This is a genomic window from Vibrio sp. 10N.222.55.C6, assembly GCF_041473395.1.
Classification (GTDB): Bacteria; Pseudomonadota; Gammaproteobacteria; order Enterobacterales; family Vibrionaceae; genus Vibrio; species Vibrio crassostreae_C.
This window is the reverse complement of sequence record NZ_JBFRSD010000020.1, coordinates 95,625-110,208: the sequence shown is the minus strand read 5'-3', so window position 1 is coordinate 110,208 and position 14,584 is coordinate 95,625. Positions and strand designations below refer to the sequence as shown.

Annotated in this window: 14 protein-coding genes and 2 tRNA genes; 7 read left to right on the top strand and 9 right to left on the bottom strand. The window is 42.9% G+C overall.

Annotated elements, in window-relative coordinates:
• Positions 1-47 precede the first annotated feature (47 nt).
• A tRNA-Val gene (locus tag AB4486_RS14435) sits at positions 48-124 on the bottom strand.
• A gap of 69 nt (positions 125-193) precedes the next feature.
• A tRNA-Val gene (locus AB4486_RS14430) sits at positions 194-270 on the bottom strand.
• A 787-nt stretch (positions 271-1,057) separates the two neighbouring features.
• Here AB4486_RS14430 and AB4486_RS14425 point away from each other — a divergent pair.
• Positions 1,058-2,041, top strand: a complete 984-nt coding sequence (locus tag AB4486_RS14425) for a porin (RefSeq protein ID WP_372117490.1) — start codon at positions 1,058-1,060, stop codon at positions 2,039-2,041.
• 127 nt (positions 2,042-2,168) lie between these two features.
• Here AB4486_RS14425 and AB4486_RS14420 read toward each other — a convergent pair whose 3' ends face one another.
• A complete protein-coding gene (locus AB4486_RS14420; RefSeq protein ID WP_017065541.1) occupies positions 2,169-2,828 on the bottom strand; it encodes a DUF2726 domain-containing protein in 660 nt (219 codons plus the stop codon).
• Positions 2,829-3,101: 273 nt separating this feature from the next.
• Between AB4486_RS14420 and AB4486_RS14415 the strand changes: the two genes are divergently transcribed.
• Positions 3,102-3,287: a hypothetical protein gene (locus AB4486_RS14415; protein ID WP_372100454.1), complete on the top strand. Its 186-nt coding sequence runs from the start codon at positions 3,102-3,104 to the stop codon at positions 3,285-3,287.
• 135 nt (positions 3,288-3,422) lie between these two features.
• Here AB4486_RS14415 and AB4486_RS14410 read toward each other — a convergent pair whose 3' ends face one another.
• Complete coding sequence (locus AB4486_RS14410; RefSeq protein ID WP_372117487.1) at positions 3,423-5,381, bottom strand: diguanylate cyclase domain-containing protein; 1,959 nt, start codon at positions 5,379-5,381, stop codon at positions 3,423-3,425.
• 260 nt (positions 5,382-5,641) lie between these two features.
• On the opposite strand from AB4486_RS14410, the gene AB4486_RS14405 reads away from it, so the two are divergent.
• The gene (locus tag AB4486_RS14405) at positions 5,642-6,748 is read left to right on the top strand and encodes a M20/M25/M40 family metallo-hydrolase (RefSeq protein WP_017059177.1); all 1,107 of its coding nucleotides are present in this window, start codon (positions 5,642-5,644) and stop codon (positions 6,746-6,748) included.
• 108 nt (positions 6,749-6,856) lie between these two features.
• Here the strand turns inward: AB4486_RS14405 and AB4486_RS14400 are convergent, their stop codons facing one another.
• Together AB4486_RS14400 and AB4486_RS14395 are read right to left on the bottom strand one after the other, a co-directional pair.
• On the bottom strand, positions 6,857-7,279 hold the full coding sequence (locus AB4486_RS14400) for a DUF3859 domain-containing protein (RefSeq protein ID WP_019824122.1): 423 nt from the start codon (positions 7,277-7,279) through the stop codon (positions 6,857-6,859).
• A 78-nt stretch (positions 7,280-7,357) separates the two neighbouring features.
• Positions 7,358-7,726, bottom strand: coding sequence for an ATP-binding protein (locus AB4486_RS14395; protein WP_102333268.1), 369 nt, complete (start codon positions 7,724-7,726; stop codon positions 7,358-7,360).
• Between the two features lie 275 nt (positions 7,727-8,001).
• On the opposite strand from AB4486_RS14395, the gene metA reads away from it, so the two are divergent.
• Both metA and pilW read left to right on the top strand, forming a co-directional pair.
• Positions 8,002-8,943 (top strand): homoserine O-succinyltransferase, encoded by a 942-nt coding sequence (gene metA / locus AB4486_RS14390; RefSeq protein ID WP_004734938.1) that lies wholly within the window; start codon positions 8,002-8,004, stop codon positions 8,941-8,943.
• Positions 8,944-9,112: 169 nt separating this feature from the next.
• Complete coding sequence (gene pilW, locus AB4486_RS14385) at positions 9,113-9,880, top strand: type IV pilus biogenesis/stability protein PilW (RefSeq protein ID WP_017080657.1); 768 nt, start codon at positions 9,113-9,115, stop codon at positions 9,878-9,880.
• A gap of 108 nt (positions 9,881-9,988) precedes the next feature.
• Here the strand turns inward: pilW and rlmF are convergent, their stop codons facing one another.
• Both rlmF and AB4486_RS14375 read right to left on the bottom strand, forming a co-directional pair.
• Positions 9,989-11,347: a 23S rRNA (adenine(1618)-N(6))-methyltransferase RlmF gene (gene rlmF / locus AB4486_RS14380; RefSeq protein ID WP_102534773.1), complete on the bottom strand. Its 1,359-nt coding sequence runs from the start codon at positions 11,345-11,347 to the stop codon at positions 9,989-9,991.
• A gap of 4 nt (positions 11,348-11,351) precedes the next feature.
• Positions 11,352-11,849, bottom strand: coding sequence for a YgjP-like metallopeptidase domain-containing protein (locus tag AB4486_RS14375; RefSeq protein WP_004734935.1), 498 nt, complete (start codon positions 11,847-11,849; stop codon positions 11,352-11,354).
• A gap of 153 nt (positions 11,850-12,002) precedes the next feature.
• Between AB4486_RS14375 and AB4486_RS14370 the strand changes: the two genes are divergently transcribed.
• Positions 12,003-12,239, top strand: a complete 237-nt coding sequence (locus AB4486_RS14370; RefSeq protein WP_004734934.1) for a glutaredoxin family protein — start codon at positions 12,003-12,005, stop codon at positions 12,237-12,239.
• 89 nt (positions 12,240-12,328) lie between these two features.
• Here the strand turns inward: AB4486_RS14370 and AB4486_RS14365 are convergent, their stop codons facing one another.
• Positions 12,329-13,201: a LysR family transcriptional regulator gene (locus tag AB4486_RS14365; RefSeq protein ID WP_102534774.1), complete on the bottom strand. Its 873-nt coding sequence runs from the start codon at positions 13,199-13,201 to the stop codon at positions 12,329-12,331.
• A gap of 110 nt (positions 13,202-13,311) precedes the next feature.
• Between AB4486_RS14365 and AB4486_RS14360 the strand changes: the two genes are divergently transcribed.
• Positions 13,312-14,511 (top strand): MFS transporter, encoded by a 1,200-nt coding sequence (locus AB4486_RS14360; RefSeq protein ID WP_017065532.1) that lies wholly within the window; start codon positions 13,312-13,314, stop codon positions 14,509-14,511.
• Positions 14,512-14,584 lie beyond the last annotated feature (73 nt).

Here is a 14,584-nt window from a genome sequence, read left to right as displayed (position 1 = left end):
CTTTAACTGATCGGCATTACACACTAGGTGGGCTCTTTCGTATAATGTGGTGCCCGCTACTGGACTCGAACCAGTGACACCTTGCATGTCATGCAAGTACTCTAACCAACTGAGCTAAGCGGGCGATGTTCTAATTTCTTATTACTACCATTGTGACAAACTCAATAGTTATGCAATAAAAACAAATAAGGAATGGTGCGTCCGAGTGAACTCGAATCACCGACCCCCGCCATGTCAAGGCGGTACTCTAACCAACTGAGCTACGGACGCATTCCCTTAGAACGCCAACGATGATATCTATGATAAACAGATGGTGCAAGTATTAACTGGCATCTTGCGATTCGTTTGCTCACTTTGCAATCAAAGACATAACAACATGTCGATTTTACACCCAGATTATCGTCAAACCGCTGAAAAACAAAGTTTAGTTAGAAAAAATTCTAATCCTTGATGACAACCAATTAACTAACCTAATGTGTTCAATTTGGGATTTTTGTTGTCTATACCGTTTTTCTTGGCCTTTACAGTAACCATACAGGTATAGATCAATGCCTATATTTAGTGTCAAAAATTTTGCTTGCCCACTGGGTTACCGTAGTATTTTGATCATTATAAGTGAAAGGCACGCAGAGGCTTTGTAACTCACTGAAATACATCATTCATAAAAATCACCACGATTTTGTAATCGTCGTCATCGAATTACTAGGCCGCAATGACTAAATTCGGATTTTTCATATAAAGTGGCCGGGTTATTACCAACATACATAAATACGATAGCACTCTATAGTCGAAAAACATCAGCTACAATTAATCTCCCTCAAGAGCAACAATCTATAAGCAATTCAAAACCCAACCCCACACATCATAGCTATTTTGAATACATACAGCACAGTAATACATAATGAAATTTGCATAATGGTAAAGCGCGCCTATATTCATAACCTGTAGGAATTAATAGTCTAAATTCAATGCTATACGTGAATTTATGGTTTACGATAAATACAATTGTGAAAAATAGGGAATAAATTATGAAAAAATCACATATCGCCATTGAGTGGTGAGCATACTATCGACATCTGCCGTATCGGCGGCGACCATTTATGAGACAGATGAAACAGTATTCAATATCGGCGGCCGCGCAGAAGTTCGAGGGAATTTCTCTGATGAGAATAAAAGTGCTGGTAATAGTAGCACCTATAGTGATAGATCACGTGTCCGCTTAAGTGTCGATGGCACACAAAAAGCGTCGGACGATGTTTCCTTTTTTGGGAAATATGAATTCGAACTAACAGAGTCTGAAGATGGCGCATCAGATGATATCGGCATTAACACTCGATTCTTATATACGGGTGTTCAAACCAATCACGGTAACGTCTATTATGGCCACCAAAATAATGCCGTTACCTACTTAACCGATTGGACGGATATGGCTGAAACCTTCAGCGGCTATATCAATGAATACACGGTGTCGACTGCTGATCGAGCAAAAAATGTTTTACGTTATGAACTGACAAGCGACAACATCACCTTTCAAATTGATGGCAATTTCAATTCAGATAGTGAATCAGCACAAAGTGACGGCTTCGGTGCAGTTGTCGCCGGCAGCACTTCGATTGGGTTAGATATTGGCGTCGGTTATGCGTCAAGTGATGAAACCTATGGCGTTGGGACAGATACAGAAACTTCTGATGCCTATATTGGTGCGGTTAAGTACACCAACGATCAGGGGGTTTGGTTCGCCGCACTCTATCAATTTGGTAGTATTTCAGGTCTAGGCGTAAAAGATTCAGACTACGATTCTGCAGATGCTTACTTGGGATACTCGTTTGGTGTCAACACCGTCAACCTGACCTACAGCTACTTTGAAGCTGACGATATTGCAGATTACGACATTAACTTTATCGGTCTAGAATACGCACGTTATATTGGCGATGTGGCCTTCTTTGGTAGTTATAAGTTTAACATGTTAGACGAGGGCGAAGGTGGGCAAGGCGATAACGACGAAGATGAGCTACAGCTCGGTATGCGTTACGCGTTTTAGTCTAAACCAATCCACTTAATATTAGTAAAGCCGAGCATAATCAATGCTCGGCTTTTTAGTTTGTATAACTTATTCGTATCTAAGCGATTGAATCGAGTCCAACCGGATGCATTACTATCGATACCAACTATTCTTCAACATCGAATACAACGTTGTAGTTTTCGGTATAGGTGCAGTTTGGCTGGCGGCTACAAGTGAAGAAGCGTCGGCCTTTGTAATCGCCTTGGCTTGCCAGTTTGATGATCATTGGGCTACCACACTTCTTACAAAATCGCACTTCTTTTGATGGCTCGATTAAATCGATGTGTGCTGCCAGTAACCTCTTCAAACGGCTCACTTGGTAGCTGTGTTTAATAGATGCACCAATCAGAGGTAAACCTGCCGATTTACACACGTGAATTAGTAGCTTTTCGCGATCGACTTTCCCTTTATTGAGCTCTTTGCCGTTATCAAGTTCGATAATAACGCGGGGCTCTAGCGTTCGCGGGTCGCAAACAACAAAGTCGAAGTAACTACGTGAGATCTTGTTGTTGGCGATAAACCAATTCTTCTTATTGTTCGTCTTAGCAGGAACAAGTACGTTCGACATGCTGACTTTAGCAAACACTTCCCCATGGTTGCCCACAGCTGATTTTAGCGCATTATAGAATGTCGCCTGTTGCGCCGACATCAACGCGCCTTTCTTCTGATAAGCGTGGTCTTTGGTGTCATCGTGTTTCACCACATACTTTTGAATAAAGTAAAAGAACACAACCAGAACAATTACAACGATAAAGATATTAGTCATTTTCCAGCACAATCAAGTCTGTATAGGGATTAAGAGAGTAGCTAGCGTATGTAGAAAAGCATCACCTGGCAAGCAAAAGAGCGAGAGTTGCCAACCAGAATCACGACCTTTGAGCGCAGTGCCCAACGAGAGGTCGCTCCTTCGCTAGACACACCTCTCTTATTTTGATAATTAAATCATCAATTACACTCTAGATTGATTTAGATCAATTTACCTAGATTTGTGATCAACTAGTCTGAAAAACGTTAGGCAAATGTTAATAAGGAAATTGATATGGAACTTAAACAAGACCCAAGATGTTATACCGACGTATGTGTAGATGGTAAATGGTTCCACTATGACCACTGCGGAACCCATGCCTACATGTTAAAGGGAGGAGCTTCGGCTGTGATTGAACTCGCTAGCGAACCAGCGACAGAAGGCGAATTGGTTGAAATGCTTCAAGGTGTCGCTAAGTAACCCACCAAGCTAAATCACAGTATGAATTAAGCGAATAAGAGTAAATAGCCGTATTAGTTCAGATAAGCACTCTTATTCGCTTAGTTATTGAAGTTCAGGTTTCTTGATTGCAGGGGATTAACTAAGTTTAGGAACTCAAATGATAACGACTTTATTGCGCCCTGACTGCTTAGCTTGATACAAAGCATCGTCTGCCGATTTCAAGTGTTTCTTATAGGTACGGCTATTCAACTGTTGCCCCGTTAGATGAGTCGTCGCACCAATCGATGTGGTTAATTCTAATGGGCCAGAATGCGTTTCAATCGGTCGGTCAGCGATCGCTTGTCTTATCAGTTCAAGCTCTTTATTAGGATCTTGATTCCCAGCCAGCAACAAAACAAACTCTTCCCCACCCCATCTTGCCACTACATCGTTTGTTGATAAGATTTTCTCTAAACGCTTAGCGACTTCCACCAGCACTTGGTCACCAATATCATGCCCATAAGTGTCATTAACTTGTTTGAAGCGGTCTAAATCTAGAATAGCGAGCGTATACCCAAACGACGACAAATGATGTGGCATCGGCTGAGTTAACCGTTGCTCTAAGTAACGCCTATTGTATAAGCCTGTCAGTTCGCATCTTGTTGATTGCTTAAGTAGTTCTTTGTTGGTCTTCTGGATCGAGCGTAACCTTATCAATAGTAACGTGGCGCTTATCATCACCATGATACCCAAAGCGACGACGATTCGATTCCGTAATTGCTGCTTATCTAATGTCAGCTCACCCAACTCTTTTTCTGCGTTAAGCAGTTCGTTTTCTTGAGCTAATGATGCCGTAGCGAAATCTTGCTCGAGTAAAAAGATATCACTCTGGCGCTTATCAAATAGCAGCGCTTTATTACCCTTGTAATAGAGCTTGAAGTAGCGAAGTGCGTTCTCGCTGTCGCCTCTTGAATCATAGTATTCAGCAAGTGTTCTTAAGCCGAAGACCTTCCAGCTGCGAGTCCCCACAACATCGAACATTGCAGACGATCGCTTTAGATCAGCAAAAACAAAATTATCTCGGTTCAAACCAATGTTCGCTAAGGCTCTATTTAGGTAACACTGCCCCAATTGAAGTGTGTATTTGTCCACTCCTGGGTATCTAAGACACAAGTTTGCGACTTGTCGTGCTGACTCAAAGTTCTTTTCCGCCAACAACACATCACTCTCTGCTTTTAATAGGATGATTTTGTATCGTTCACTCACGTTATCGCCATTAAGCTTAGCCGCACTTTGATATGCTTCCCGCCCTTTGACCAAATCACCACTGCGCAGATAAGCAAAAGACTCATTCACATGCAGCACTCCAATGGTAGACGCTTCGAGTAGTCCACTCTTGTAATAGAGTTTTTTGGCTCTTTTAATCAGCTTGAGCGCTTTAGGCCAGTCTTCCAAATAGATATAAAGCAATGCCATGTTTGACACTAACTTGCTGTTGTAGATGTGTTGAGGGTACTTCTTACCAAGGTCTAAACCTTTATGGAAAAAGTATTGAGCTTCAGGAAAGTCATTGCGGATGTTGTTGATGACACCAGCCGTGTTATAGGCCTTAATCAACAACTCTTCATAGTGGAGCGATTCTGCGATATCTATCGCAGCTCTGATTTGGATTTCAGATTCCGCTAGCTCACCCGTACTGATGTATTCGATCGCTAATTCAACGAGAGATTGGGCCTTTAACCAACCCATATGTTCGTGTTGTGCGAGTGCTTTAATCTGCCTGACGTATTCGGAAACCGCTTTGGTATCCAACTTATGTTGCGCGAGGTTCGACAAAATCATCAATTCGTAAGCACGATAGATGGCTTTATCTTGGTCTGGGAACTTGGCTTGGAGAGCCTCAAGTTGTAGGGAAGCTAAATTAGGGTCACCACGAGATACATCGAGAATATCGATCAACGCAGATCCATATTGAGAGAGTGATAACTCTTTCTCTGGACTATAAACACTCGGGTTTTCAGGGCGAATATGCTTTAAATCGTCGTCATAAGTTGGATAGAGCAAATACAGCCCCAGCACAATACTCATCAGCACCACGAAAAGGAATGAACCTAACACATTGTTTCTATTCATTTATCAGGGCCATTATTGATTGAATTCCAATTTTATTGACGTTTTTTAAGAGCGGTCAAACATTATACCCGACAGATATACAGATTAAAATCCTGCGCACTGGTGGATCTGAATTGGGTTTTTCTCATTAATTAGAATAATCAGGCAACTTTCTTGATTTAACTCAGACAATCATCTACCTCATTGGCGTTATAGTGATTTTCCTGTTCCTACCTCCGCGGCTTCTTTTTGAACAAGCGGAAGCATAATGAGAATTAACAATGACCCAAATTAATGAACAACGTCTTGTAGAACATTTCTGCGATCTAGTGAAAATTGATAGTGAATCTCGTAACGAAAAAGCGATTGCTGAAGCTTTGGCTGAGCAACTCGGTGAACTAGGTTTTGAAGTTCACAAACTGGCGGTTCCTGAAGAAGTGTCTAATGGTTTCAACATCTACGCTCGTCTAGATGGCACTCTTCCAGGTAGCACAGTGTTCAGCTGCCACATGGACACAGTAACGCCAGGCATCGGCATTGAGCCAATCATCGAAGACGGTATCATCCGTTCAAAAGGCAACACAATTCTAGGTGGTGACGACAAGTCTGGTATCGCAGCTATCATGGAAGCGGTTCGTTGCATTAAAGCTGAAGGACAAGAGCACAAAACTATCGAGATTGCATTTACTGTATTCGAAGAAGGCGGTCTGTTCGGCTCTTTGAACTTCGATATGTCTTACATTCAATCTGAGCACGCAATCGTACTTGATACAGGCGGTCCAATTGGCACTATCGTAAACGCAGCGCCTGGCCAGCAGAAGATTGTTGCTAAAATCAAAGGTCGCCCTGCTCACGCTGGTTTAGCACCAGAAGAAGGCATCAGCGCAATTCAAGTTGCTGCAGACGCTATCACTAAGATGAACCTACTTCGTATCGATGAAGAAACGACAGCAAACGTTGGTATTGTTGAAGGTGGTCAAGCAACTAACATCGTAATGCCAGAGCTTAAAGTCGTGGCTGAAGCACGTTCTCTAAACGGCGAAAAGCTAACGGCTCAAGTTGAGCACATGATCTCTACATTCCAAGAAAGTGCTAAGCAGTTCGGCGCTGAAGTAGAAATCGAATCAACTCGTGCTTACGATGCATTCGTTATTGCAGACGATCATCCGCACATTCTTTCTATCAAATCGGCGTTTGAGAAGCTTGGCGTCACAGCGAACACTAAACGCACTGGCGGCGGTAGCGATGCAAACAACTTCAACGCAAAAGGCCTGACAACAGTTAACCTTTCTACTGGTATGGCGAAAGTTCACACCACTGAAGAGTACATTGCAGTGAAAGACATGGTCGCAATCACTGAGTTTGTTGTGGCTTACGTAACGCAATAATCGAATCCATTAGTTAGGTAGTCACTTCTATCTAGCACAATGAAAAAAGCCGAGACATCATCACGATGCTCGGCTTTTTGTTGTTTAGGTGAACATAGAAGGTCGAATCTAAAACCCTCTACGCTTCCAGAATTGGCCTTCGTCTTTTGCTACTAGGTCGAATGTCTTGTCGGCGATGATGTTGCCTTTTAGCTCAACCGTCATGCGCCACTTTCCTAGCTTGTTCGAGACAGGAGCCCAGATAGTGTCACCTAAGTAGAAATCCCAGTCATTGTTACCGACATACTCCTCACCATCAAACGGTTCGAGCACTTCACCTTTGTCTGTGGTGATGTTTGGGTGATAAATGCAGTAACGGATCTTCTCACCTTTGGCTTTTTTGATATTCAGGATATAGCCAAACTCTACGTCGATTTCAGCATCAACGGTGGTGGTGAACTCTTGGATTTTTGGAAGATCTTTAGATTTTGAATCCCATGTGGAATAGATACCATAAGAAGTCATGTCGACCACAACAGAGCGCTTTGCCATTTCAATCGTTACCTTGAAGTTGTTCTATTAATTTAATTCTATTTGCCATTCAGCCACGCAAGCAGAAGAAGAACGAGGCTATTCTTGCCAGTCTTTCGCCATACGCTTAATTACTGAAGGTTCAATGTCGTGAATAGTGCCATATTGCTCTCGGCACACTTCGATAATTAATTCTGCTTTATATTTGAGTGCAAGTTGGCGGTAGGCTTTCATTTCCCAATGCTTAATAAAGGTATTTGAAACAACCACATCAAACCCTTGCTTTAAGCCGTTTTCAGCTGTGTTTTGACACCACTCATGAGCTTGTCGCAGCTGCCTAGGATCAAAATGGTACTCACCTTGCTCATTCACATAATACATATCGGCTTCGACATGCAATGCATCGTAGGTTTTTGCTTTTGTTGATTTGCCAGAACCGGGCAACCCTCGAATGAGTATTAACTTCATCTGTCACTTTACAGGCTAATTTGAAAACATGAGTTTATCGTAAATAGTAACGAGTTGCTCTGATAACTGCCTCTGCTCAGCATACGAAAACCAAGTACTTACACACGACTCAGACAATCACTGAATACAATGAGACTCCCCTCGAAGCGCGTGGATTGCTTCTGATAGAAAACACAAATAATTTACATCTATCCATTTTGCATATCGACAAGCGTATCAAACTACTATAGATTTAGATGTATAGACGTCTACATATCTAGCTTAGGGAGAAAGCTGTGCCTATTCGCATTCCAGACCAATTGCCAGCATCCGATGTTCTTCGTGAAGAAAACATCTTCGTTATGCCGTTATCAAGAGCATCGACACAGGAAATTCGTCCACTTCGAGTCTTGATCCTCAACCTAATGCCGAAGAAGATTGAAACTGAAACTCAATTCTTACGCCTACTATCGAACAGTCCATTGCAAGTGGACGTTGAGCTGCTGCGCATTGATGACCGACCAAGCAAAAACACACCGACTGAACACCTTGATAACTTCTACCGCCAATTTGAAATGGTCAAAGGGAGAAACTTTGATGGATTGATCATTACTGGTGCACCGCTTGGCTTGGTTCAATTTGAAGATGTTATCTACTGGGACCACCTAAAAACCATCATGGAATGGGCAAACAAGCACGTGACCTCAACCTTGTATGTGTGTTGGGCGGCTCAGGCGGGTTTGAAATTACTGTATGATTTGCCAAAGCGCACTCGTAAAGAGAAGCTTTCTGGTGTTTATAATCACGAGATTCATCACCCTTACCACCCGCTTCTGCGTGGCTTTGACGATACCTTCTTAGCACCGCATTCTCGCTACGCAGATTTCTCTCAGGAATACTTAGCCGAGCATACCGACCTTGATGTTCTTGCGACTTCTGATGTGGCTGGCGTATATCTGGCGGCGACCAAAGATAAACGAAACGTGTTTGTAACGGGTCACCCTGAATACGATGCGCATACATTACACGGTGAGTACGTTCGTGATTTAGGCGAAGGCATGGAACCCGTGATTCCAATCAACTACTACCCGAACAACAATCCAGATAATAAGCCTGTCGCAAGTTGGCGTAGTCATGGGCACTTGTTATTCTCAAACTGGTTGAACTACTGCGTTTACCAACAAACGCCTTACGATTTGGATCACTTCAGCGAAGACAACTTTACCAAAGACGATTAAGTTCTTTCTTCCGATTCACAAACACATAAAGCCGTGTTCAGTAGGTTGTTGATAAAACGCCAAATTGGACGCGGTTTTTTTATGGTGTTTGAGTCGCATTCCATAATAGATTTACCACTTCAATAGATTTGATTTCATATGATGGGTTGGTGTTCATAAGGAGCTTCACATGCCCGCCAAGTCGTTATTATCTAAACCTATTTCATTATCCCGCCCTCTTTCGTTATCGAGTCTGATACTACTCGCCTCTCTTTCGTTGGTCGGTTGCGTTTCTGTCACTGAAGGACCGCCAAAGATTGAAAGTGACCCTATTGCGATGTCTGAATCTCGTATTGAATTAGGTTTGGGTTATATGGGGCAAGGGAATATGGTAAGAGCACGTGAGAACCTAGAGCTCGCCATCAAACACGCACCTAGCTACTATCGAGCTCGCCTTTCCATTGCGCACTATTACGAACAAGTTGGGGAAGTTGACGAAGCAAGAGATGCCTATAAAAAAGCGCTGAGGTTAGACGCAAGAAACGGCAACGTATTGAACAACTACGGTACATTCTTGTGTAAACAGGGCGAATACGAGCAAGCCGATAAATACTTTAACCGTGCCATCGACCAACCCTATTATTATCTCGTCTCTGCCAGTTATGAAAATGCGGCATTCTGCGCGTTTAAAGCCGGAGAGGTCGAGCAAGCAAAATACTACTTCTCTCGTGCGATTGACCACGACCCAAATCGAGCTAGATCCGTACTACAGCTTTCTAAAATTGAAGTCAGTGAGGCCGAATACAATGACGCTAGGCTCCGCTTATTCAAATTCCACCAACGTTATGGCTATCAAATTCCATCACTTCAAATCTTGGTCGAACTCGAAAAGAAGGCGGGTAACCGTGCACTTCAACAGAAATACCAAAGTAAATTAGACGAACTGCTCTCCGTTTAAGGCTAACTGAGCTTAGAGTCGTTGCGATAGATATAAAAAACGGACTTGTTGCGTTAACAACAAGCCCGTTCGTAATTTCAGCTTAATATCTTAACTAAGTACAGTCTGTTATTTAAGCGCAATCCACTCTTGTCTTTGTTCGTCATCCATAAAGGTCCATGCAATAAAGCGACTCACCTTCTGGCCTTGTGACATCTCAACCACTTTTACTTGTTTAGCTCTCAGCTTGCCAAGCTCTGAACGAACCATATCAACGTTGTCTTTCTTAGAGATCAATGTCGTAAACCACAATACTTGAGTAGCAAAAAGCTGGCTCTCTCTCGCCATCTTCATAATGAAAGCCGCTTCACCACCCGGACACCAAAGTTCAGATTTTTGGCCACCAAAGTTTAAGGTTGGTTTATCTTGCTTAGTTGGTTTATTTTGCGTAGTTGATTTATCTAACTTAGCTAGCGTCTTATTCGTTTCTGGCTTGAATGACTTACCCGCTTTCTTAGCTCGGTTTGCCGCTAGGTTATCCAGTTTACGTTGTGATCCCTTTTCCGCCTCTTCTAGAGAGCTATGGAATGGAGGGTTACAAATTGTGACATCGTAACGTTCATTATCCTTAATCACGCCCTTAAAGATAGATTCTGAGTCGGCTTGCAGGCGAGCTCGGATCTTACCTTTTAGATTAGGGTTACTTTCCGCAATGAAGTTCGCTGTTTTGATGGAGACTGAATCGACATCAGTACCTGTCCAGCGCCACTTATACTCTGTCGCACCAATGATTGGATAAATACAGTTTGCACCAACACCGATATCTAATGCTTTCACAGAAGCATGATTGTAAGGTTCACCTTGGCCATCGCTATTAAGGATGTCTGCCACTCTATGAATGTAGTCTGCACGACCAGGAATTGGCGGGCACAAGTAGCCAGCAGGAATATCCCAATGCTTAACGCCATAGTGATGCGCCAGTAAAGCCTTGTTAAGTAGCTTAACGGCTAATGGATCAGAGAAATTAATGGTGTCTTCGCCCACCGGGTTCTTGATCAGATGTTCTTTTAGCTCAGGCAATGCTGCAACCAATAACTCGAAGTCATAGCGACCTGTATGTTGATTTCTTGGGTGTAATCCACCTTGAGGCTTTTCAGTCGAGCGTCTTTTCTGGGCTGCGTTTTTGTTAAAAGCAGTTTTATTGAAAGAACCCTTATTCGATGACCCTTTATTCGCACCCGGTTTACCTTTGCTATCTTTTGCAAAAGGTCGCTTTGCTTTGTTGTTGTCAGCACCTTTGGGAGCACTGTTTTTGCGGTCTGATGTGTTCTTTGTAGAAATACGCTTGTCGCTGCTTGGCTTGCCTGCATTTGGCTTAATATCACCGTGCTTACGGTTACCTTGTTCAGCTTGGTTGTCTTTTGTTTTTGTTGATGAGGTACTGTTTTTCGACAGGCTTAGCGTAGTTCTATTTTGTGATTGGCTCATTGGGCTACTTCTTTAAGTCTAAATACATCATGAATAAACGGGCATCTAACTCAAGTTGATGATATTCCGGCTCCATGTGACAGCATAGTTGGTAAAAGGCTTTGTCGTGTTCTTTCTCTTTGATGTGCGCCAGTTCATGCACCACCAGCATTCTCAGCAAAGGTTCTGGTGCATTTTTAAAAACACTGGCGATACGAATCTCGTTCTTCGATTTGATCTTTCCACCGTGATTCTTCGCGACGTAAGAGTGCAGACCTAATGCGTTATTAATTAGGTGTATCTTACCGTCATAAATCACTTTACTGATCGGTGGCGTTTTTTTCATGTAGCGATTTTTAATCTCAATCGCATAGTCAAACAGGGCTTTCTCGCTTTTGATTTCATGATTCTTTGGGTAGCGAGCTTCAAACCACGGCACCAATTTACCTGATTCAACAAGTTGAGTTACCGGGTCGAGAATGTGCTTCGGGTAGCCTTGAATATAGCGTAAAGAAGGATGCATGCTGAAAGACCGTACAAGTTACACCACGACAATATGTTGTGGTCTTGAAAATTGAGCCGCATAGTGTAACTGATCACACTTTTCTAATCACCTAGGATTCGTTACACTTTAGCGAGATTCACCAAGAGCTACACTCAAAAAGAGATTGTAAAAATGAAACGTGTTGTATTGTACGTCGCAGACAAATGCCCGCACTGTAAAGATGCACAACGCTATTTGGATTCGAAGAAAATTGAATATCGCCTAACGAATGCAAAAATGCAGCGTGGCCGTAAAGAATTACAGGCGATGGGTGCTCGCTCTATCCCTGTGCTGAAAATCGGTGACCAAGTGATGGTCGGCTGGAATCAGAAGAACTTCGATAAGATGTATAACTCAAAGAACACCTAACGTGTTCTGAGCCAGTCATACTTCTATACAACAAAGCCCGAATATCCAATCTAGGATGTTCGGGCTTTGTTTATTTAAATCTTACTAAATCACACATACCGCTTAACGAAATTAATAAAGGTTCTGTCAGCTTTCGACAAATACCCTTCCTTTCTCCAGGCCAAAGATAGATTCAGTTTTACAGGGTCTTTAAATGGCACGCCTATCACGTCTTTCTCATATTCCGTCACTAAGCTCAACAGCGCGGTGATCGCAAACTCTTGTTTAACGATAGAAAGAATCATCGGGAGCAAGTTGGTTTCAAACGCAATGGTCATATCAAGATCGTACTTCTTACAGGTCGCATCAATAAAATCGCGGTGGAAATAGCCCGATTTGAACATGATCAGCTCTTGAGCAAAGAATTCTTCAAAGGTCATCGAAGGCTGTTGTGCTAACGGATGCTCCTTACCGACAACGGCGACCATCTCAGAACTTAACAGATGATCCGTTTCCAAATCATCAGGCACGTTCTCATGATTAATTACACCAATATCGAGTTCGCCGTTTAACAGCATTTCACGAATCGATGCGGTGCCTGCATCGATCAAGGTCAACTTTAGGTTTGGGTATTGGCTTTTAAATGCCATCACGACTTGCGGGAAAAAGTAGCTCCCCATCATACTTGGAGCGCCTAATCGAACCTCGCCTTTTTCTAGTCCCTTTAGCTCATTCATTGCGAGTTGAGCATCATCAAACTGCTGGGCGATTCGCTTTGCATGCTCAAACAGTACCTTTCCCTCTTCCGTTAAGGTGACGGATTTATCTCCTCGACGAAATAGAATCAACTCAAGCGTCTGTTCTAGTTTTTTAATGGAGATACTCAATGCAGGCTGTGCGATATGCAGCGCTTTTGCAGCCTGGGTAAAATTACCAAACTGAGCAACGGCCAGAAAATGTCGAAGAGGTTTTGATTCAAGCATGGCGATATATTTAATATATAGAGGTAATATTTTTAATATATTTCTTTAATCACACCTGTACTGATAACTTGTTCACAAATAGCTTACTAACTCGCGCAGGCACAACGTAAATGTTTGATAAAGGCAGTCCTCAATACAAACGTATCACTCAATCATTGGCGATTGGTTCATTTATCATTTTCTGTAACCTTTACCTCTTTCAGCCTATCTTGCCGCACATGGCGGAGCACTTCCAAGTATCTGAAACTCAGATCAACTGGTTGTTTGCTGCTACAACACTCGGCCTTTCGATTAGCTTGGTACCTTGGGCAATTGCCTCTGAAACCTTTGGTCGTAAACCCATTATTCTGTTCAGTCTGTTCGCTATCCCATTAATAGGGTTAAGCATGGTGTTCACGACTACCTTGTTGCAACTCGTTATTGCCCGCGCATTTATGGGCATCGCTGTGGCGGCGTTTGCTGGTGTGGCGGTTGCCTATATGGTTGAGGAGTTAACACCCAAAGCCTTTGCTGTCGCGATTGGAGGTTATATTGCGGCCAACTCATTGGGTGGAATCTTCGGACGTGTATTAGGCGGCTTAATTACAGACTATTTCGATTGGCATGCAACTGTACTGTTTTTCGTTGTCGGTTCATTGCTTGGTGCACTCTTTATTGCCTATCGCCTACCTGACCAACAGAACTTCAAACCTCAAAAAGGGCTGTTCTTTCATCACAACCGCTCCGTTGTAATGCACTTAAGAAACCGTACCTTGTGGCTTGCCATGTTGATTGGTGGTGCTAACTTCGCGCTGTTTGTTAACCTGTACTCTGTAATGGGCTTTAGGCTAGTATCCGAACCTCACTCGGTACCCGTTGGTTTAGCTTCACTGATATTCCTATGTTACTTGGCCGGTACGGTAAGCTCTAAGCTCTCCAACAAATGGACACTTCGCTTTGACCCGTTAAGCGGAATATTGATGGGCGTGTGTATTAGCTTAATCGGAATGCTAATTTCTGCAGTCGACAAAGTTCCGTTCATGCTAGCAGGCTTGTTATTGATTAGTGGCGGCGCGTTCTTCGCCCATACCCTTGCCTACTCTTGGGTAAGTCAAAAAGCACCGAGCGCTAAGGCAACGGCAACCGCTCTTTACTTAGTACACTATTACATAGGCGGGAGCTTAGGTGGTTTCTTACTCTTGTATTGCTGGCAACTGTTCGGTTGGAATGGCGTGATTGCGGGCGGTTCAATCTTCTATGTTGCGATATTTGCTTGGGTCTACCAATTAAAACAACTTCAAGTATCGGCCTCTAAACTCGCACAAGCATAAGTACGACTAAGGTTGTAACTCAATTATTGCTTTTGATTGACGTCCGTTCTGATATCCTACGCAAAATTTCATT